Below are 19302 nucleotides of genomic sequence, written 5' to 3'. Positions count from 1 at the left end.
CGATGGCCGGACCTCGTCCCATGTCGCGCAACCGTGCCAGCCTCGCGATCGGCGCGGCGGCGCTGCTCGTCGTCGCCGGCCTCGGCGCCTTCTGGTTTGCGGCCAGGACCAGCACGCCGGAGCCGCTGGACGGCGCCATCATGGTCACGGTGAACGACGACACCTGTGATCCGGCCGACCTGACGGTGCCGGCGGGCAAGTCGACGTTCCACATTCACAACGCCTCGCAACGTCCTCTGGAGTGGGAAATTCTCGACGGCGTGATGGTGGTGGCCGAGCGCGAGAACATCACCCCCGGTCTCAACGCCACGCTGACCGAGCGGCTGAAGGCCGGCACCTACGACATCACCTGCGGCCTGCTCTCCAATCCGCGCGGCAAGCTGACCGTGGTGGCGACGGCGGCGTCCGAGGCGGCCAAGGCGGCGCCGGAGCTGCGGTCCTTCATCGGTCCGCTGTCGGAATATCAGGTCTACCTCAACCGCCGGGCGGGCGAGCTGATCGAGGCGACCGCCACGCTGTCTCAGGCCGTTGCCGCGGGCGATCTCGACGGCGCCAGGGCCGCCTGGCTCGACGCGCGCCAGCCCTGGCGGCAGATGGCGCCGGTGATCGGCCGGCTCGGCGACGTGGTGAACAGCATGGACCCGCTCGCGGACTATCTGGAGAAGCGCGAGGCCGATCCCGGCTTCACCGGCTTCCACCGCATCGAATACGGCCTCTGGGCGCAGGGCTCGACCGACGGGCTCGCGCCGGTCGCCGCGACGCTGGCGGCGGAGGCCAGTACGCTCAAGGACCGGCTGAAGCAGGTGAAGCTCGCACCCGGCGATCTCGCCGCCAACGCCGCGGCGCTCGCGGGCCGCGTGGTGGACCAGGCGACCGCCTCGCAGGCGCCCTATTCCCACAGCGACCTCGCGGAGTTCTCTGCCGACCTCGATGGCATCGCCAAATCGGCCCGGCTGGTGCAGCCGCTGGTCGCCGACGCCGCACCACAGTCGGCCGCGGCGCTCGACACCGCGCTCGACGGCGCACGGGCGACGCTCGACGGCTTCAAGGTAGACGGCGCGTTCCCGCCGTACGACTCGGTGGATGCGGACGGGCGCAAGCGCATCGCCGACGCCTTCACCAAGGTTGCCGACACGGCCGGGGCGCTCAACCCGGCGATCGGACTGGAATAAGTTGATGACGCGTGACCCGTTTTCCACCACACGCCGCGGGCTGCTCGCGGGCGCCGCGGCGCTCGCGGCCGCCCCGGGGCTTGTACAGGCCGCGGCCGAGCAGACGACCGACCTCGACGCCAGACAGCGCCACGTCGCCGACGCGCCGGTCGGCGGCGGCACCAGCAGCCAGGACAAGGTGTCGCCGCACGGCGACCATCAGGCCGGCATCGTCACGCCGCGCCCGGCGAACGGCCTCGTCGCGTCGTTTCACCTGCTCGCCGACGACCCGGCATCGCTCGAGCGGCTGTTCCGCCGGCTGACGGAGCGGATCGAGATCCTCACCGCCGGCGGGGCGCTGCCCGAGGTGGATCCGAAGCTGCCGCCTCCCGACAGCGGCATCCTCGGGCCGGTGGTGCCGCCCGACGCCCTGACGATCACCGCAGCGCTCGGCGCCTCGGCCTTCGACGAGCGCCCGTGGCTCGCGCCGCTGAAGCCGCGCGTGCTGCAGCGCATGGTCAAGTTCCACAACGACGCGCTGAATGCCGATCTCTGCCACGGCGACCTGATGCTGCAGGTCTGCGCCCACACGCAGGACACCTGCGTTCACGCGCTGCGTGACATCGTTAAGAACCTCCCCGACCAGATGGTGCTGAAATGGGCGCAGGCCGGCAACGTGCCGGTGCTGCCACCGCACCCGGGGGCGGCGCCGGAGAGCGCGCGCAATCTGCTCGGCTTCCGCGACGGCTCCGCCAACCCCGACAGCGCCGATGCAGCCACGATGAGCCGCGTCGTCTGGGTCGGGCCGGAGAACCGGGAGCCGGCGTGGGCGACGAACGGCTCGTATGTGGCAGTCCGGATCATCCGCAACCTGGTCGAGCGCTGGGACCGCACGCCGCTCGGCGAGCAGGAGCGCATCATGGGCCGGATGAAGATGTCCGGCGCTCCCCTCGACCAGCCCGACGCGACCGAGGCCGCCGTGCCCGACTTCGCCGCCGACCCGGATGGCGCGAAGACGCCGCTCAACTCCCACATCCGCCTCGCCAACCCGCGCACGCCCGAAACCCAGTCGAACCTCATGCTGCGCCGGCCGTTCAACTACGTGAACGGCGTGCTGAAGAACGGCCAGCTCGACCAGGGCCTGCTGTTCATCGCCTGGCAGGCCGACCTGGAGAAGTCGTTCATCACCGTGCAGAACCGGCTCGATACCGAGCCGCTCGAGGAATACATCAAGCCGGTGGGCGGCGGATACTTCTTCGCCCTGCCCGGCTTTGCCGAGGGCGACTATCTCGGGTCGAGCCTCATCGCCGCGATCTCTCCGACCAGCCAGACCGCCTCGGGCCCCGCACCGTCGGGCCCGACGCCGTCAAGCCAGCCGGTCCCCTCCGCGCCGGTCCCGAACCGCGCGTCAAACCCATAGGAGTGCAAAGATGCGCTTTCTGACCCTTGCCGCCGTCGGCGCGCTTTTCGCCGGGCACGCCGCCCATGCAGAGGCGACGCTCGATCTGGTCACGCCGATCAGCGAGTACAAGATCTACGTCTCCGAGCAGGTCGACACGCTGGTGAAGAACACCACCGCCTTCGTCGCAGCGGTCAACGCCGGCGACGTGGAGAAGGCCAAGTCGCTCTTCGCCCCGACCCGCATCAACTACGAGGCGGTGGAGCCGATCGCCGAGCTGTTCTCCGACCTCGACGTTTCGATCGACAGCCGCGCCGACGACTACGAGAAGGCCGAGGCCGATCCGGCGTTCCCGGGCTTCCACCGCATCGAATACGGCCTGTGGGAGAAGAACTCGACCGAGGGTCTGGGCCCGATCGCCGACAAGCTGCTCGCCGACGTGAAGGATCTGCAGGGCCGCATCGAGAGCCTGACCTTCCCGCCCGAGGTGGTGGTCGGCGGCGCCGCGGCGCTGATGGAAGAGGTCGCCGCGACGAAGATCTCCGGCGAGGAAGACCGCTATTCCCACACCGACCTGTGGGACTTCCGCGGCAACTTCGACGGCTCGCAGAAGATTGTCGAGCTGGTGCGGCCGCTGGTGATCGAGCAGGACCCGGCGTTCATCAAGACGGTGGACGAGAACTTCGCCACCATCGACACGATCCTGTCGAAGTATCAGGCGGGCGACGGCTACGTCACCTACGACAAGCTGACCGAAGCCGACCGTGTGACGCTCGCGAGCGCGGTCAACACGCTGGCGGAAGACCTCTCGACCCTGCGCGGCAAGCTCGGGCTCGACTGACGAAAGGCTCGTTCGGGGCGGCCGCGGAGACGTGGCCGCCCTGTCGGGCCGGATCGGACGGGCTGTCACGCGCCAGGCCCGTCCGCATCAGCCGCTCAGCCCGCGATGACGCTGGGTCCGTCTATCCTCGGCGCGCCGCCTCGATCGCGGCCACGTCGATCTTCTTCATCGTCATCATGGCGGCAAACGCCCGGCGCGCCTCGTCGCCGCCGGCGACAAGCGCTTCGGTCAGGACACGCGGGGTGATCTGCCACGATACGCCCCAGCGGTCCTTGCACCAGCCGCATTCGCTCTCCTGGCCGCCGTTCCCGACGATCGCGTTCCAGTAGCGATCGGTCTCCGACTGATCGTCGGTCGCGATCTGGAACGAGAACGCCTCGCTGTGCTTGAATATCGGGCCGCCGTTCAGCCCGAGGCACGGGATGCCTGCGACGGTGAAAAGCACGGTCAGGACATCGCCGGCCTTGCCGGAGGGGAAGTCGGTCGGCGCGCGGAAGATCTCGCCGACCGTGCTGTCCGGAAAGGTCTCGGCGTAGAAGCGCGCCGCGGCGTCGGCGTCTCTGTCGTACCAGATGCAGATGGTGTTCTTCGGGGTCAGGCTCATCCGCGTCATGGCAGTTTCCTCCCTCCCTGCGGAATGCGCGCGCCCGCCGTGGCGTTCCAGCCGGCCGGTTCAGCTTCCCGCGGCTTCGACGATCGCATCATACAGCAATCCCGCAGAACGCGGCAGCTTCAGGCCGCGCAGGCGGATCAGCCCGAACGGCTTCACTTCGACCGAGAAGTCGATCGCGAGCGGGGTCACGGCGCGGGCGATGCCACCGTCCCCGGCCAGCAACCGCGCCACCTGAGTCGACACCGGGGCGATGGTGTTGGATCGGGTCAGCCGGGTCAGCGTGACGATGAGCGAGGCGGTGCTGAGCCGGCAGTTCGGCGCCTCGGCGCCGAGCGCCAGCAGCACCTCCTCCACCGTGCTCCGCAGCAGCGAACCCGGCGGCTGCATCACCCAGTCGTAGGGGGCGAGATCGGCCACGCCGACCCGCGGCCGCTGGGCCAGCGGGTGGTTCGCCCGCACCAGCAGCGCCACCCGCTCCGCCGCCAGCCAGCGGATGTCGAGCGGCCGCGGGTCGAAGCCCACCGGCACCCGGCCGATGACGAAGTCATGCCGGCTGCGCAGCAGGTCGGGGACCAGCACGTCGCTCGTGGTCACGTCCACCTGCGCGGTCAGGCCCGGGTGCTGCCGTTGCAGCCGCTGCAGGCTCGGCACCACCAGGTCGATCGCCGGCGCGGTGACGGCACCGACCCGCACCATGCCGAGCCGGCCCTCCGCCACGTCGCCGATCTCGCGGCCAGCCTCGGCGATCTCGGCGAGGATGCGCCGGGCCCGCCGCGCCAGCGCCTCGCCCGCGGGGGTGAGCGCGATGCCCTTGGGCTGGCGCTCGCACAGGCGGTGCCCGGCGATCGCCTCGGCCTCGGCCAGCAGCCGCGAGGCCGCCGGCTGGGTCAGCCGCAGGCTGCGCCCCGCGGCGGTGAGCTGTCCCGCGTCGTCGAGCGCGGCGATCAGCCGGAGATGCGCGAGCTTCAGGCCGCGGCCGATCAGCCGCTCGGCGCCGCGGGCCACCTCCTGATCGGACAGCGTGGTTAACCTCATGCGAATTTCGTCATGTGAAGCACCCGGAAACCGAATTGATTGATATGTCAAAGCCGGCCTAAGGTGCAAGCCGGTCGCGGGACCGAGATGCCGGAGACGCCGGCACCACCGTTGGCCGGAGGAAACGACGGGGGGCTTCCGGGACGGCCGGCAGGCACCCCCGCAACGGGGAGACCGCAATGAAGCTTCTGACGCGCATCCTGGCGGGGGCGACGCTCGCCGCGGCGCTGGCGATTCCTGCACTGGCGCAGGACAAGGGGACGATCGGCATCGCCATGCCGACGCAGTCCTCCGCCCGCTGGATCTCGGACGGCCACAGCATGGTCGACCAGTTCAAGGCCGCCGGCTACGCCACCGACCTGCAGTATGCCGAGGACGACATCCCGAACCAGCTCGCGCAGATCGAGAACATGGTGACGAAGGGCGTCAAGGCGCTGGTCATCGCCGCCATCGACGGCACCACCCTGTCGAACGCGCTGGAGAACGCCCACGCGGCCGGCATCCCGGTCATCGCCTACGACCGGCTGATCCGCGACAGCGAGAACGTCGACTACTACGCCACCTTCGACAACTTCCAGGTCGGCGTGCTGCAGGCCGAAAGCCTGGTGAAGGGCCTGAAGGCCCGCTTCCCGGACGTGAAGCCGTGGAACGTCGAGCTGTTCGGCGGCAGCCCGGACGACAACAACGCCTTCTTCTTCTACAACGGCGCCATGTCGGTGCTGCAGCCGATGATCGACGCGGGCGAGATCAAGATCCCGTCCGGCCAGACCGGCATGGACGTGGTCGGCACCCTGCGCTGGGACGGCGCGGTGGCACAGGCGCGCATGGATAACCTGCTCTCCGCCAACTACACCGACGCGCACGTCAACGGCGTGCTGTCGCCCTACGACGGCCTCTCCATCGGCATCCTGTCGTCGCTGAAGGGCGTGGGCTACGGCTCGGCGGACCTGCCGATGCCGATCGTCACCGGCCAGGACGCCGAAGTCCCGTCCGTGAAGTCGATCCTCGCGGACGAACAGTATTCGACGATTTTCAAGGACACCCGCGAGCTGGCCGGCGTCACGGTGAAGATGGTCGACGCGGTGCTCTCCGGCGGCAAGCCCGAGGTGAACGACACCAAGACCTACGACAACGGCGTCAAGGTCGTGCCCTCCTACCTGCTGAAGCCGGTCGAGGTCGACAAGTCGAACTGGGAGAACATCCTCATCGGCTCCGGCTACTACAAGAAAGACCAGATCACCAACTGATCGGTCCGGCCGGCGGGGCGTCACACACGCCCCGCCAGGGCCAACGGGGGGACTCCATGCAACCCATCCTCGAGATGCGGGGCATCGTGAAGACGTTCCCGGGCGTGCGCGCGCTCTCGGACGTCAATCTCACGGTGCTGCCCGGCGAGATCCATGCGCTCGTCGGCGAGAACGGCGCGGGCAAGTCGACGCTGATGAAGGTGCTGTCCGGCGTCTACCCGGCGGGCAGCTACGAGGGCGACATCCTGTTCGAGGGCGAGGTCCGCGCGTTCCGCGACCTCGGCGACAGCGAGGCGGCGGGGATCGTCATCATCCACCAGGAGCTGGCGCTGGTGCCGCTGCTCTCGATCGCCGAGAACATCTTTCTCGGCAACGAGGTGGCGCGCGGGGGCGTCATCGACTGGGAGGAGACCTTCTCCCGGACCGACGGCCTCTTGAAGAAGGTCGGCCTCACCGAGCGGCCCACGACCCTCGTCACCAACCTCGGCGTCGGCAAGCAGCAGCTCGTCGAGATCGCCAAGGCGCTGGCGAAGAAGGTGAAGCTGCTCATCCTCGACGAGCCGACCGCGAGCCTGCAGGAAACCGACAGCGCCAAGCTCCTCGACCTGCTGCTCGAGTTCAAGGCGCAGGGCATCACCTCGATCCTCATCAGCCACAAGCTGAACGAGATCGGCCGCGTCGCCGACCGCATCACCGTGCTGCGCGACGGCGCCACCGTCTCGACGCTCGACGCCCGCGCCGGCGAGGTGAGCGAGGACCGCATCATCCGCGACATGGTCGGCCGGCCGATGTCCGACCGCTATCCCCCGCGCGAGCCCAAGATCGGCGAGATGCTCTTCGAGCTGGAGGGCTGGTCGGTGTTCGACCAGATCCACCCCGACCGGCAGGCGATCCGCGACGCCAGCCTCGACGTGCGCGCGGGCGAGATCGTCGGCATCGCCGGCCTGATGGGCTCCGGCCGGACGGAGCTTGCCATGAGCCTGTTCGGCCGGTCGTGGGGCCACGGCATCACCGGCACCGCCCGGTTGCGCGGACGCGAGATCGACGTCTCGACCGTCGGCCGCGCGGTCGACGCCGGCCTCGCCTACGTGACCGAGGACCGCAAGAGCCTCGGCCTCATCCTCGAGGACCACATCGTCCACAACATCACGCTCGCCAACCTCGCCGGCGTGTCGCGGTACGGGGTGATCGACGGCCACGAGGAGCGCAAGGTGGCGATGGACTACCGCGCCCGGATGAACATCCGCTGCGCCAGCGTGTTCCAGAAGACGGTGAACCTCTCCGGCGGCAACCAGCAGAAGGTGGTGCTGTCGAAATGGCTGTTCTCCGGCCCCGAGGTGCTGATCCTCGACGAGCCGACCCGCGGCATCGACGTGGGCGCGAAGTACGAGATCTACACGCTGATCAACGCCCTCGCCGAGGCCGGCAAGGGGGTCATCATGATCTCCTCCGAGATGCCCGAGCTGCTCGGCATGTGTGACCGCATCTACGTGATGAAAGAGGGCGCGTTCGTCGGCCAGCTGCCCGGCGCCGAGGCGAGCCAGGAGCGCATCATGCGCATGATCGTGAACGGATAATCCATGGCCAGCATCAGCGAGACCCCGTCCCAGCAGTCGCTCGGCGGCCACCTGAAGGCGAACATCCGCGAGTACGGCATGCTGCTCGCGCTCATCGCGATCATGGCATTCTTTCAGGTCGCGACCGCCGGCGTGCTGCTGAAGCCGGTCAACCTGACCAACCTGTTCCTGCAGAACAGCTATATCGTCATCATGGCGCTCGGCATGCTGCTCGTCATCGTCTCGGGCCACATCGACCTCTCGGTCGGATCGGTCTCGGGCTTTGTCGGCGCGCTGGCCGCGGTGATGATGGTCCGCTACCACATCCCCACCGTGCCGACGATTGTCGCCTGCCTCGTGATCGGCGCGGCCATCGGCGCGGCGCAGGGCTACTGGATCGCCTACTGGAAGATCCCGTCGTTCATCGTGACGCTCGCCGGGATGCTGGTCTTCCGCGGCCTGTCGCTCACCCTGCTGCAGGGCCAGTCGGTCGGGCCGTTTCCCAAGGGCTTTCAGGCGCTTTCCTCCGGCTTCGTGCCGGATTTCTTCGGCGCCGCCGGGCTCAATCTCACCGCGCTCGTCCTCGGCGTTGCGGCGGCCGTCGGCCTGATCGTCTCGGCCACCCGCACCCGCGCGAAGCAGGCGCGCTATGCCGCGGTCGAAGAGCCCTTCGCCTTCTTCGTGGCGAAGAACGGCATCATCGCCTTTGCGCTGATCTTCATCGCCTGGCTGCTCGCCTCCGGCCGGGGCCTGCCGAACGTGCTCATCACCATGGCGGTGCTGATCGCGATCTATACGTTCGTCACCACCAAGACGACGATCGGCCGGCGCATCTATGCGCTCGGCGGCAACGAGAAGGCGGCGAAGCTCTCGGGCATCAAGACCGACCGGCTCGTCTTCCTCGTCTTCGTCAACATGGGAATGCTGGCCGCGCTCGCCGGCCTGATCTTCGCCGCGCGCCTCAACACCGCGACGCCCAAGGCGGGCGTCGCCTTCGAGCTCGACGTCATCGCCGCCTGCTTCATCGGCGGCGCCTCGGCCTCGGGCGGCGTCGGCCGCATCCTCGGCGCGGTGATCGGCGCCTTCGTCATGGGGGTGATGAACAACGGCATGTCGATCATGGGCGTCGGCATCGACTTCCAGCAGGTCATCAAGGGGCTGGTCCTGCTCGCCGCGGTGATCTTCGACGTCTACAACAAGAACAGGGCGTAACCTCCATGCACATCAGCCAGATCATCGACGAGGGCGGCAACCGGCGGGTGGCCTTCCGCGAGGCTGCGACCGCGCGCATCGTCGCCGGCAGCGATACCACCTACAACCTCGCGCACGAGGCGATCATCGCCGGCCAGACCCTCCGGCAGGCGATCGACGCGCACGGCCTCGGCGAAACCGTGGACCTCGCGGCGGCGCTGGCCGAGGGCAGGCTGCTCGCGCCGATCGCGCACCCGGATCCGGCGCACCTGCACCTGACCGGCACCGGCCTGACCCATCTCGGCAGCGCCGCGACGCGCGACTCGATGCACCAGACGGCCGACGTGGAAAAGCTCACGGATTCCATGAAGATGTTCCGCATGGGCGTGGAGCAGGGCAAGCCGGCGGAGCTGCCCGGGGTGCAGCCCGAATGGTTCTACAAGGGCAACGGCACCCAGGCGATCGGCCCGGGTGCTGCGCTCATCAGCCCCGCCTTCGCGCTCGACGCGGGGGAAGAGCCGGAAATCGCCGGCATCTACCTGATCGGCCCCGACGGCGCGCCGCACCGCCTCGGCTTCGCGCTGGCGAACGAGTTCTCCGACCATGTGACGGAGCGGCAGAACTATCTGTTCCTCGCCCACTCCAAGCTCCGCCCCGCGTCCTTCGGCCCGGAGTTGCGGCTCGGCGACCTGCCGCAGCACGTCGAGGGCGAGAGCCGCATCCGTCGCGGCGGCACGGTGATCTGGAAGAAGCCCTTCCTCTCCGGCGAGGCGAACATGAGCCACTTCATTGCCAACCTCGAGCACCATCATTTCAAGTACCCGATCTTCCGCGAGCCCGGCGACGTGCACGTCCACATGTTCGGCACGGCCACCCTGTCGTTCGCCGACAACGTGCGCACCGAGCCGGGCGACGTCTTCGAGATCGAGGTGGCCGACTTCGGCCTGCCCCTGACGAACCCGCTGAAGCTGGCAGAGCCGGGGCCGGCGGCGGTGCGGGTGAAGAGCCTCTGAGGGCCTGAGCCGCCCACTCGGATGCGGAGACCTGTCACCGTCTCACGCGCGAAATCCCTCGATTTCACGCGTGAGACGGCCCCCTACTCCATCGCCGCCGCGGTCGCGCCGTCCGAAGGCGCGCCCTTGGGTTTCCGCAGGAACAGCACCAGCGGGATCACCGCCAGCGTCACGAACATCATCAGGCGGAAGTCGTCGAGATAGGCGATGAACGCCGCCTGGGTCTGCACGATCTGGTTCAGCATCGCCGTCGTCGTCGTCGGGTCGAGCCCCAGCGCCGACATCTGGTCGACGTTCGCGTCGAACGGCGTCAGCGCCGAGGTGATGTCGCCGCGGGCGATGATGATGTTGTGCGCCAGCATCACCGACACCGCCGAGATGCCGACCGACGAGCCGATGTTGCGCACCAGGCTGAACAGCGCCGCCGCATCCGCCCGGTACTTCGGATCGAGCGTCGCGAAGGCGGTGGTGGACAGCGGCACGAACACCAGCCCGAGCCCCAGCCCCTGCACCACACCGGAGACGAGGATCGGCGTCGCGTCCATGTTGAGCGAGAACTGGCTCATCTGCCAGAGCGAGATCACCGTGAGCGAGAGCCCGGTCAGGATCAGCAGCCGCGCGTCGACCTTGCCGACCAGCCGCCCGACGACGATCATCGAGATCATCGTCCCCACGCCGCGCGGCGCCAGCACCATGCCGGTGGTGACGACCGGATAGCCGAAGATCCCCTGCAGCATCGGCGGCATGAGCGCGAGCCCGGCCAGCAGGATGACGCCCACCATGAAGATCATCACCAGCGCCATGACGAAATTCGAGTCGCGGAAGATGTGCGGGTCGATGAACGCGTGCTCGCGGCCCGTGATGTGCCAGACGAACGCCCACGCGCCAGAGATCGTCAGCCACAGGTAGATCCAGGTCTCCACCGAGGCGAACCACTCCACCTGTTCACCCCGGTCGAGCATCAGCTGCAGCGCGCCGATGGCGATCGACAGCATGGCAAAGCCGAAGAAGTCGAAGCTGCGGCGCCGGACGGGCGAGCGCGGCAGGAACAGGATCAGCCCCGCCAGCGCCAGCAGGCCGATCGGCAGGTTGACGTAGAACACGAAGCGCCAGTTGAACGTCTCGGTCAGCCAGCCGCCCAGCGTCGGGCCGATGATCGGCCCGACCATGATGCCAGCGCCCCAGATCGCCATGGCGCGGCCGTGCTCCTCGCGGCTGTTGATGTTGAGCAGCACGGTCTGGCTGAGCGGCACCAGCGCCGCGCCGCAGACGCCCTGCAGCGTGCGGAACAGCACCATCTCGACGAGGCTCGTCGCCATGCCGCACAGCATCGACGTGACGATGAACCCGGCGACCGAGGCGATGAACAGCTGGCGCAGACCCATGCGGTCGGAGAGCCAGCCCGTGACCGGCGTCATGATCGCGGCCGCGACGATGTACGAGGTGAGGACCCAGGTGATCTGGTCCTGCGCCGCGCCGAGCGAGCCCTGCATCGAGGGCAGCGCGACATTGGCGATGGTGGTGTCGAGCACCTGCATCACCGTCGCGAGCATGATCGAGACGGTGATGAGGCCCTTGTTGGCGACGGGGCTTGCCGCCGTCGGGATGCCCCCGGCGGCGCCGGCGGCGACGGCGCTCATTTCGCGTCCTGCCCCGCTGCGGCCGCGGGCGAGCCGCCAATCCCGATCGCCGCGAGCGCCCGGCCGACAGGCGCCGGCAGCCCGCGGGAGCGGCCGGTGTCGACATCGACGCTGGCGCTCATCCCGGCGCGGACCGGCGGCAGGTCGGCGCCGGCCAGATCGACCCGAACCGGCACGCGCTGAACGACCTTTACCCAGTTGCCGCTGGCGTTCTGCGCCGGGATCAGAGCGAATTCCGACCCCGTGCCCGCGCCGATCAACTCGAGCCGACCCTCGAAACTCCGGCCCGGATAGCCGTCGAAGCGCACGCTGACCGGCTGGCCGTCGAGCATGTGCTCGAGGTCGGTCTCCTTGAAGTTCGCCTCGATCCACGTGTTCCCGGTGGCCATCAGCGCAACTACCGCCGTCGAGGGCGTGACGTACTGGCCCTTCAGCAGGCGGCTGGTCTGGGTGGCAACGCCGTCCTGCGGCGCAGTGACGACCGTGTGCGCGAGGTTGAGCTGCGCCACATTGAGCGCGGCCTGCGCCTCCAGCACTTCCGGGTGGCTGTCGGTCGGGATCTCCGGGTTGCCGGCAAGCGCGGCCTTGGCGCTCAGCACCTGGCTGTCGGCCGCCGCGACCGCGCCCCTCGCCTGCTGCAGCGCCAGCGCGCTGGTGTCGGCATCGGACTGGGCGACGACTCCCGACTTGCGCAGCGACTGGACACGCTCGTCCTGGGTCTCTGCGGTCGCGAGCGCGTCGCGGGCCGTCGACGCCTCGGAGACGGCCTGCGCGTAGGCCGCCTTGAGCTTCTCCACGTCGAGCCGGGCCGACTGCAGCCGGGCTTCGTCGGCGGCCACCGTGGCGCGATAGGCCGAGTCGTCGATGGTGAAGAGCGGGTCGCCCGCCTTCACCGTCTGGTTCTCGGCAACCGAAACCGAGGCGATCTGGCCGCTCACCTGCGGCATCACCGTCACCCGGTCCTGCTTCACATAGGCGTCGTCGGTGGCGACGTAGCGCCCGCCCGTCACCCAGACGTAGCCGCCGCCGAGCGCCAGCGCGAGCGGCACCGCGGCGATGAGCAGGTTGCGGCGCAGGCGGCTCGGCCGTGCCGGCGGCAGGTCAAGGGCCTTGAAGTCGTCGAGGGAGGGCTGGGCGTTCATGCGATTTCCTTCTCCGCGGCCCCGCGGTCGTCCGGGTTCGTCTCGTGTCCCGCCGCGAGGCCGGCGGACAGATTGTCGATCATCGCCTGCAACGCGACGAAAAGCGTCTCGCGCTGCGCCGGCCCGACGCCCGCGAGCGCCTCCTCGTACAGCGCCTCGGCCCGCGCGCGCATCGGCGCGAGCAGGTCGCGCGCCAGCTCGGTGGTGAAGAGCCGCCGGGCGCGCCGGTCGGACGGGTCGGGCTGGCGCACGACGAGGCCCGCGACCTCCATCCGGTCGACGTGCCGGCTGAGCGTCATCGGCTCGATGTCGAGCAGGCCGGCGAGCGCCGCCTGGCTGATACCTTCGTTCCGCGCGAGCCGGGCGATGACCTGCAGTTGAGCGGAGGTCATCGGCAGGTCGCGGCTCTGCTGGTCGAACCGGCGCCGCAGGAGCCGGGAGGCATCCGCGAGCAGGTATCCGAGGCTGGGGCTGTTGTTCTGCATGGCCGGCATATAATAACCCGGATTATAATAAGCAAGCAGAATTTTGGGCGGTGCGTCGCACCAGACGGTGAGCGCGTCGGCGGGACGGACGGAGGTGCCCGCCGACGCCGGCCTTCAGTAGCCTCTCGCCGAGCCTGCCACCGCGCGGCTGTCGATCGCTCCGGTGTAGCGGGGGCCGGTGCCCGCCTCGATCTCGTCGACGTCGCGGCCACCGACGAGGATGCCGGCCGCCTCACCCCAGATCGTCCAGTCGGGATCGGTGCCGACGGTGTAGCCCTCGCCCGCAAGGATGCGCAGCGTGTCGGGCGACAGCGCGCGCGGCTCGATATAGACGCGATCGGGCAGCCACTGGTGATGCACCCGGGGCGCGTCGATCGCCTCCTGCAGGTTCATGCCGTGGTCGATCACGTTCATGATCGCCTCGAGCGTGATGGTGATGATCCGGGAGCCGCCGGGCGAGCCGATCACCATGAACGGCTTGCCGTCCTTCGAGACGATGGTCGGGCTCATCGAGGACAGGGGCGACTTGCCCGGCGCGATGGCGTTGGCCTCGCCCTGCACCAGACCGTAGAGGTTCGGCACCCCCGGCTTCATCGTGAAGTCGTCCATCTCGTTGTTGAGCAGCACGCCCGTGCCCTCGGCGACCTTTCCGGTGCCGAACGAGCCGTTGAGCGTATAGGTGACGGCGACCGCGTTGCCGTCCTTGTCGATGATCGAATAGTGCGTCGTCTCCTTGTGCTCGCCAAAGCCCGCGGGCGTCAGGTCGGCCGAGACGCCGGCGCGGTACGGGTCGATCTGCGCGCGGATCGCCTCGGCGTAGCCCTTGCTCGTCAGCTTCGCGACCGGGTTCTCCACGAAGTCCGGGTCGCCGAGCGCGGTGTTGCGGTCGACATAGGCGTGGCGCATCGCCTCGACCATCAGGTGCGTCGTCTCGGCCGAGCCATAGCCGAGATAGCCGATCGGATAGCCTTCGAGGATGTTGAGGATCTCGCAGATGATGAGCCCGCCGGAGGACGGCGGCGGCGAGGAGACGATGTCGTAGCCGCGGTAGTTGCACGTCACCGGCGCAAGCTCGCGCACCTTGTAGCCCTCGAAGTCGGTCTTCGCGAGGATGCCGCCCTGCGCAGCGCTGGCCTTGACGATGAGGTCGGCCGTCGCGCCCTTGTAGAAGGCATCCGCCCCGCCGTCGGAGATCGCCTGCAGCGTCCCGGCGAGGTCGTCCTGCACCAGCGTCGCGCCGAGCGGCAGCGGCTGGCCGTCCCGGAGGAAGATCTTCGCCGCCGCCGGATCCTGCGCCAGCATGGCGTTGCCCTCGGCGAACGACGCGACGTCGCCCTGCTCCAGCGCGAAACCGTCCCGCGCCAGCTTCAGGGCCGGGGCGATCAGCTCCGCCCGCGTCTTCGTGCCGTATTTCTCCCGCGCCATCTCGAAGCCCGCCACCGAACCCGGCACGCCGACGGCGAGATAGCTGTCGGTGCTCGCACCCGGGACGGGATCGCCCTTCGCGTCGAGATACATGTCCTTCGTCGCCGCGCCGGGCGCACGCTCGCGAAAATCGAGGAACGTCGTGGTCCCGTCCGCGAGCCGGATGGTCATGAAGCCACCGCCGCCGAGGTTGCCCGCGGTCGGATAGGTGACGGCCAGCGCGTAGCCGACGGCGACCGCGGCATCGACCGCGTTGCCGCCGGCCTTCAGCACCTCGATCCCGACATCGGTGGCGAGGTGCTGCGCCGTCACCACCATGCCGCTCTCGCCCTCCGCCGGTGCCGGCGACGCCGCGAGCACCCCCGACGCGCCGCCGGCCAGCAGCGTGAAGGTGATCGTCAGGCGCCATCCCGCGGCTCCCGCGATCGCCCCGGCCCGACGTCCAGTCGCCAAAGTCATGCCATCCTCCCCGCAATGCCTTCAGCCAGCCTCGCCCAGGACGATCGTCGCTTCAACCTTCAGGTTGCTGTCCGGCCCTCTGGCACGCCGAGGGCGAGGCAACCCCGCGCCAGCGACTTTTACGATAACTCAACAATCCTCGTGCGCGACGGCACGCGCCCGTGGTAAGTACAGGGCCTGAGCGTCGTTCCTGTGTCCAGTATCGTGTCCCGTTCGTTAAGCAACCTCTCGCTCGTGCCAACGTTCACCGCCCCGGCGGCTCCTGGCACTGAAGTCGTTGCCGTGAAGACGATCCGATCATTGGCGCAAGGAGAGATCGCCCGGGTGGGGATGTCGGGCGTTGTGTCGCCCGATTTGGCGCTTTCTTTGACTCTCAACCATGAGTGACCAGTATGTACCGTATCGTTCTTCTCGCTGCCGCCGTGGCCGTTTCCGCTCCGGCGTTCGCTGAAAACCGCTCCAGCGGAAACGTCTCGGAGATCCTGACCCTGCCGAACGGCATGGAGATCGTCACGCCCAAGACCGAGGACTTCATGCGCACCGGCCGCATCGGAGCCTGGGGCGGCCGCGTGCACGAGCGCGCCGGCGAGACGGTGAACAACCAGTACAACGCCGGCGAGCGCGCCACTGGTTCCTACGTCAATTCCGGGGGCATCAGCGGCCTGCGCTATTCGGGCAAGGCCGAGGCCGGCAAGACGTCGGCCGTCCTGTCCCTGGTGGACGCCTGGGACCAGCGCCCGACCGAGGGCTTCAAGGTGACGGTCCGCGGCCGGGACGAAGACGGCACCTGGGGCACGCTCGGCACCTACGAGATCGGCGGGCGCGAGGCGAGCGGCACGATCCACAACCTGCGGGTCAAGCTGTCGAATGCCGGCCAGCGGTTCGTCGCGTACTTCGAGCAGAAGAGCCGCAAGTTGCGTTCCGGCGACATTTTCGCGGTCGGGCACGGCGTCTGCAAGCGCAAGGCGTGAGGCCACGCGTGCCGCGGGATCACCCCGCGGCACCGCTTTCCGCAAGCACCCGGATCCCGCTCGGACGCGGCCGTTCCCGCCGCGTCCGCAACGACTTGTGGTTCGTTCTTGTCGGAAGAAATGGCGACCCCGGCAGGGCTCGAACCTGCAGCCATCGACTTAGAAGGTCGGTGCTCTATCCATTGAGCTACGGGGCCACTGAGCTATGAGGCCGCGGGCGATGCGGCCGCGGGTTCGGGGCCGGCGGTCAGTGGGTCCAGGCGGTGCGGCGGTTGAAGGCGAAGTTGTCGCCATAGCCGTTCTGGCGCACCACCGGCGTGCGCTTCTTCGGCTCCATGATCTCGAACGGGATGCCGTAGCGCTGGGCGTACTCCACCGCCTCCTCCCGGGTCGGGAAGCGCAGCGTCACCTGGCTGTTCATGTCGCCCGAGCCGGTCCAGCCCATCAGCGGGTCGATCCATCGCGCCGACGCCGGCACGAACTCGAGGACCCAGGTCTTGGTCTTGCCCTGGCCCGACTGCATGGCGCTCTTGGCTGGCTGATAGATCTTCGCGAGCATTGATGAACACACCTCCGACGGCACTGGCTGCTGTATCGCCAATTGCGGCCCCGGGATCAAGCGGGGTGGATCGGGCCGGGTGAATAGGGCGGTGCGGGAGGATCGCGAGCAGCAGCGGGTCGCCGTCCGACTGCGAGGGAGCGAGGGGTGGGGTGGGTGTACGCACCCGAACGACGACCACTTGCTGCTTGCAGGTCCCGTTGTACCGCCATCCCCCTTCCACACGCAAGGGTTTAGTTACATAAAATGTTACTCGCCACGAGCAGCACTGCGGCTGGACGCTTCATCTCGACTTAACCTTGTCATTCGGGCGAGACTTGCCATCTGACTCGCGCCCCAAGTCTCCTGCGCTTCGCTCTCGCGCCCCAGTCCGAGGAACCGCCCCATGGCGCTCGCCGACATGCTGACCGTGACGCCGCAGGATCCGCGGCGCGCCAAGCTGGAAGGCGGCAAGCCGTTCAAGCTGGTCTCCGAGTTCCACCCCGCGGGCGACCAGCCCACCGCCATCGCCGAGCTGGTCGAGGGGCTGACGTCGGGCGAGCGCAATCAGGTGCTGCTCGGGGCCACCGGCACGGGCAAGACCTTCACCGCCGCAAAGATCATCGAGGCGACCCAGCGCCCGGCGATCATTCTCGCGCCGAACAAGACGCTCGCGGCGCAGCTTTACGGCGAGTTCAAGGGGTTCTTCCCGGAGAACGCCGTCGAATACTTCGTGTCGTACTACGACTATTATCAGCCGGAAGCCTACGTCCCGCGCTCGGATACCTACATCGAGAAGGAATCCCAGATCAACGACCAGATCGACCGGATGCGCCACTCGGCCACCCGGGCGCTGCTGGAGCGCGACGACGTCATCATCGTCGCCTCCGTCTCCTGCATCTACGGCATCGGCTCGGCCGAGACCTACGGCGCGATGACGCAGGACCTGGTGGTCGGGCGCCCCTATGCGCAGCGCCAGCTTCTCGCCGACCTCGTGGCGCAGCAGTTCCGCCGCAGCGACGCGGGCTTCCAGCGCGGCAACTTCCGCGTGCGCGGCGACTCGCTCGAAATCTGGCCGGCCCACTACGAGGACCGGGCGTGGCGGCTGTCGTTCTTCGGCGAGGAGCTCGAAGTCGATCCACGAGTTCGACCCGCTGACCGGGGCGCGCACCGCCGACCTGCGCCAGGTCCGGGTCTATGCGAATTCGCACTACGTCACGCCGCGCCCGACGCTTCAGCAGGCGATCAAGTCGATCAAGGCGGAGCTGCGCGCCCGGCTCGACCAGTTCGTCGCCGACGGCAAGCTGCTCGAGGCGCAGCGGCTGGAGCAGCGGACCAACTTCGACATCGAGATGCTGGAGGCAACGGGCGTCTGCAACGGCATCGAGAACTACTCGCGCTACCTCACCGGACGGGCGCCCGGCGAGCCGCCGCCGACCCTGTTCGAGTACATCCCCGACAACGCTATCGTCTTCGCCGACGAGAGCCACGTCAGCGTGCCGCAGATCGGCGGCATGTACCGCGGCGACTACCGGCGCAAGTTCACCCTGGCCGAGCACGGCTTTCGCCTGCCCTCGTGCATGGACAACCGCCCGCTCAAGTTCGAGGAGTGGGACGCGATGCGCCCGCAGTCGGTGTTCGTCTCGGCCACGCCCGCGGCCTGGGAGATCGAGCAGGCCGGCGGCGTCTTCGCGGAACAGGTGATCCGCCCCACGGGGCTCCTCGATCCGCCGGTGGAAATCCGTCCCGTCTCGATGCAGGTCGACGACCTGCTCGACGAGCTGCGCCGGGTGGCCGCGGCGGGCAACCGGGCGCTCGTCACCGTGCTGACCAAGCGGATGGCCGAGGATCTGACCGAATACCTGCACGAGCAGGGCATCCGGGTGCGCTACATGCATTCCGACATCGACACGCTGGAGCGCATCGAGATCCTGCGCGACCTGCGGCTCGGGGCGTTCGACGCGCTCGTCGGCATCAACCTGCTGCGCGAAGGGCTCGACATCCCCGAGTGCGCGCTGGTCGCGATCCTCGACGCCGACAAGGAGGGGTTCCTGCGCTCCGAGACCTCGCTGGTCCAGACGATCGGCCGCGCCGCGCGCAACGTCGACGGCCGGGTCATCATGTACGCCGACGGCATCACCGGGTCGATGGAACGCGCGATCGCCGAGACCAATCGCCGGCGCGAGAAGCAGATGGCCTACAACGCGCTGCACGGCATCACCCCCGAGACGGTGAAGAAGAACGTGGCGGACGTGCTCGAAGGGCTGTTCGGCGCCGACACCGACCAGTCGCGCATCACCGCGCAGGTGGAGCGGCCGATGGTGGGCGGCAACCTCGCCGCGCACCTCGATGCGCTGCGCAAGGCGATGCTGAAGGCCGCGGAAAACCTGGAGTTCGAGGAGGCCGCCCGCCTGCGCGACGAGGTGAAGCGGCTGGAGGCGGTGGATCTCGCGATCCACGACGATCCGCTGGCGCGACAGTCGGCGATCGAGATCGAGGTCGAGGCCGCGACCGCCTCTCCGCGCTCGAAGGCCGGCAGGGGCGGCACCCGCGCCTATCGCGGCAAGAGCCAGCGAAAGGGGAGCTAGGAGATGGA

Annotated in this window: 15 protein-coding genes, 1 tRNA gene and 1 pseudogene; 9 read left to right on the top strand and 8 right to left on the bottom strand. The window is 68.7% G+C overall.

The window, feature by feature from the left end:
* Positions 1-2 precede the first annotated feature (2 nt).
* Genes efeO (QM699_RS06105) through efeO (QM699_RS06095) form a run of 3 tightly spaced genes read left to right on the top strand, consistent with a single transcriptional unit; the run spans position 3 to position 3391 of the window.
* Positions 3-1172 carry an iron uptake system protein EfeO gene (gene efeO / locus QM699_RS06105; protein ID WP_415010283.1) on the top strand — a complete coding sequence of 390 codons (1170 nt, stop codon included), beginning with the start codon at positions 3-5 and terminating at the stop codon, positions 1170-1172.
* Between the two features lie 4 nt (positions 1173-1176).
* Entirely contained in the window at positions 1177-2571 is a 1395-nt protein-coding gene (gene efeB / locus QM699_RS06100) for an iron uptake transporter deferrochelatase/peroxidase subunit (protein WP_415010282.1), read from the top strand.
* 10 nt (positions 2572-2581) lie between these two features.
* Positions 2582-3391: an iron uptake system protein EfeO gene (gene efeO, locus QM699_RS06095; protein ID WP_415010281.1), complete on the top strand. Its 810-nt coding sequence runs from the start codon at positions 2582-2584 to the stop codon at positions 3389-3391.
* Positions 3392-3512: 121 nt separating this feature from the next.
* Here efeO (QM699_RS06095) and QM699_RS06090 read toward each other — a convergent pair whose 3' ends face one another.
* Positions 3513-4004, bottom strand: coding sequence for a VOC family protein (locus QM699_RS06090; RefSeq protein ID WP_415010280.1), 492 nt, complete (start codon positions 4002-4004; stop codon positions 3513-3515).
* 60 nt (positions 4005-4064) lie between these two features.
* Complete coding sequence (locus QM699_RS06085) at positions 4065-5039, bottom strand: LysR family transcriptional regulator (RefSeq protein ID WP_415010279.1); 975 nt, start codon at positions 5037-5039, stop codon at positions 4065-4067.
* A gap of 179 nt (positions 5040-5218) precedes the next feature.
* On the opposite strand from QM699_RS06085, the gene chvE reads away from it, so the two are divergent.
* From chvE to araD1, 4 genes are read left to right on the top strand one after another with little or no spacing between them, the layout of a single operon-like run.
* Positions 5219-6286, top strand: a complete 1068-nt coding sequence (gene chvE, locus QM699_RS06080) for a multiple monosaccharide ABC transporter substrate-binding protein (protein ID WP_415010278.1) — start codon at positions 5219-5221, stop codon at positions 6284-6286.
* Between the two features lie 56 nt (positions 6287-6342).
* Positions 6343-7863, top strand: a complete 1521-nt coding sequence (gene mmsA, locus QM699_RS06075) for a multiple monosaccharide ABC transporter ATP-binding protein (protein WP_415010277.1) — start codon at positions 6343-6345, stop codon at positions 7861-7863.
* Positions 7864-7866: 3 nt separating this feature from the next.
* Positions 7867-9054: a multiple monosaccharide ABC transporter permease gene (gene mmsB / locus QM699_RS06070; RefSeq protein WP_415010276.1), complete on the top strand. Its 1188-nt coding sequence runs from the start codon at positions 7867-7869 to the stop codon at positions 9052-9054.
* 5 nt (positions 9055-9059) lie between these two features.
* Positions 9060-10046 carry an AraD1 family protein gene (gene araD1 / locus QM699_RS06065; protein WP_415010275.1) on the top strand — a complete coding sequence of 329 codons (987 nt, stop codon included), beginning with the start codon at positions 9060-9062 and terminating at the stop codon, positions 10044-10046.
* 83 nt (positions 10047-10129) lie between these two features.
* Here the strand turns inward: araD1 and QM699_RS06060 are convergent, their stop codons facing one another.
* The 4 genes from QM699_RS06060 to ggt form a co-directional block, all read right to left on the bottom strand.
* Positions 10130-11686: a DHA2 family efflux MFS transporter permease subunit gene (locus QM699_RS06060; RefSeq protein WP_415010274.1), complete on the bottom strand. Its 1557-nt coding sequence runs from the start codon at positions 11684-11686 to the stop codon at positions 10130-10132.
* A complete protein-coding gene (locus tag QM699_RS06055; protein WP_415010273.1) occupies positions 11683-12828 on the bottom strand; it encodes an HlyD family secretion protein in 1146 nt (381 codons plus the stop codon). Before QM699_RS06055 ends, QM699_RS06060 begins: the two co-directional genes overlap by 4 nt.
* The gene (locus QM699_RS06050; protein ID WP_415010272.1) at positions 12825-13322 is read right to left on the bottom strand and encodes a MarR family winged helix-turn-helix transcriptional regulator; all 498 of its coding nucleotides are present in this window, start codon (positions 13320-13322) and stop codon (positions 12825-12827) included. The genes QM699_RS06055 and QM699_RS06050 overlap by 4 nt, the downstream gene beginning before the upstream one ends.
* A gap of 105 nt (positions 13323-13427) precedes the next feature.
* Positions 13428-15197: a gamma-glutamyltransferase gene (ggt, locus tag QM699_RS06045; RefSeq protein WP_415010271.1), complete on the bottom strand. Its 1770-nt coding sequence runs from the start codon at positions 15195-15197 to the stop codon at positions 13428-13430.
* Between the two features lie 392 nt (positions 15198-15589).
* On the opposite strand from ggt, the gene QM699_RS06040 reads away from it, so the two are divergent.
* Entirely contained in the window at positions 15590-16168 is a 579-nt protein-coding gene (locus tag QM699_RS06040; RefSeq protein ID WP_415010270.1) for a hypothetical protein, read from the top strand.
* Positions 16169-16289: 121 nt separating this feature from the next.
* On the opposite strand, the gene QM699_RS06035 is transcribed toward QM699_RS06040, so the two are convergent.
* Together QM699_RS06035 and QM699_RS06030 are read right to left on the bottom strand one after the other, a co-directional pair.
* Positions 16290-16365: transfer RNA gene (locus QM699_RS06035), tRNA-Arg, on the bottom strand.
* Between the two features lie 50 nt (positions 16366-16415).
* Positions 16416-16727: an ETC complex I subunit gene (locus tag QM699_RS06030; protein WP_415010269.1), complete on the bottom strand. Its 312-nt coding sequence runs from the start codon at positions 16725-16727 to the stop codon at positions 16416-16418.
* Positions 16728-17112: 385 nt separating this feature from the next.
* Between QM699_RS06030 and uvrB the strand changes: the two are divergent.
* Positions 17113-19294 (top strand): annotated as a pseudogene (gene uvrB, locus QM699_RS06025) (excinuclease ABC subunit UvrB).
* The last annotated feature ends 8 nt before the right edge of the window (positions 19295-19302 follow it).

Source organism: Amaricoccus sp. (assembly GCF_047602525.1).
In the GTDB taxonomy this organism is placed as follows: Bacteria; Pseudomonadota; Alphaproteobacteria; order Rhodobacterales; family Rhodobacteraceae; genus Amaricoccus.
This window is presented reverse-complemented; position numbering and strand designations above follow the sequence as displayed.

Bases quoted from the DNA above. Each gene is read 5' to 3' on its own strand.
- efeO (WP_415010283.1), top strand. From the start codon at position 3: ATGGCCGGACCTCGTCCCATGTCGCGCAACCGTGCCAGCCTCGCGATC.
- efeB (WP_415010282.1), top strand. From the start codon at position 1,177: ATGACGCGTGACCCGTTTTCCACCACACGCCGCGGGCTGCTCGCGGGC.
- efeO (WP_415010281.1), top strand. From the start codon at position 2,582: ATGCGCTTTCTGACCCTTGCCGCCGTCGGCGCGCTTTTCGCCGGGCAC.
- QM699_RS06090 (WP_415010280.1), bottom strand. From the start codon at position 4,004: ATGACGCGGATGAGCCTGACCCCGAAGAACACCATCTGCATCTGGTAC.
- QM699_RS06085 (WP_415010279.1), bottom strand. From the start codon at position 5,039: ATGAGGTTAACCACGCTGTCCGATCAGGAGGTGGCCCGCGGCGCCGAG.
- chvE (WP_415010278.1), top strand. From the start codon at position 5,219: ATGAAGCTTCTGACGCGCATCCTGGCGGGGGCGACGCTCGCCGCGGCG.
- mmsA (WP_415010277.1), top strand. From the start codon at position 6,343: ATGCAACCCATCCTCGAGATGCGGGGCATCGTGAAGACGTTCCCGGGC.
- mmsB (WP_415010276.1), top strand. From the start codon at position 7,867: ATGGCCAGCATCAGCGAGACCCCGTCCCAGCAGTCGCTCGGCGGCCAC.
- araD1 (WP_415010275.1), top strand. From the start codon at position 9,060: ATGCACATCAGCCAGATCATCGACGAGGGCGGCAACCGGCGGGTGGCC.
- QM699_RS06060 (WP_415010274.1), bottom strand. From the start codon at position 11,686: ATGAGCGCCGTCGCCGCCGGCGCCGCCGGGGGCATCCCGACGGCGGCA.
- QM699_RS06055 (WP_415010273.1), bottom strand. From the start codon at position 12,828: ATGAACGCCCAGCCCTCCCTCGACGACTTCAAGGCCCTTGACCTGCCG.
- QM699_RS06050 (WP_415010272.1), bottom strand. From the start codon at position 13,322: ATGCCGGCCATGCAGAACAACAGCCCCAGCCTCGGATACCTGCTCGCG.
- ggt (WP_415010271.1), bottom strand. From the start codon at position 15,197: ATGACTTTGGCGACTGGACGTCGGGCCGGGGCGATCGCGGGAGCCGCG.
- QM699_RS06040 (WP_415010270.1), top strand. From the start codon at position 15,590: ATGTACCGTATCGTTCTTCTCGCTGCCGCCGTGGCCGTTTCCGCTCCG.
- QM699_RS06030 (WP_415010269.1), bottom strand. From the start codon at position 16,727: ATGCTCGCGAAGATCTATCAGCCAGCCAAGAGCGCCATGCAGTCGGGC.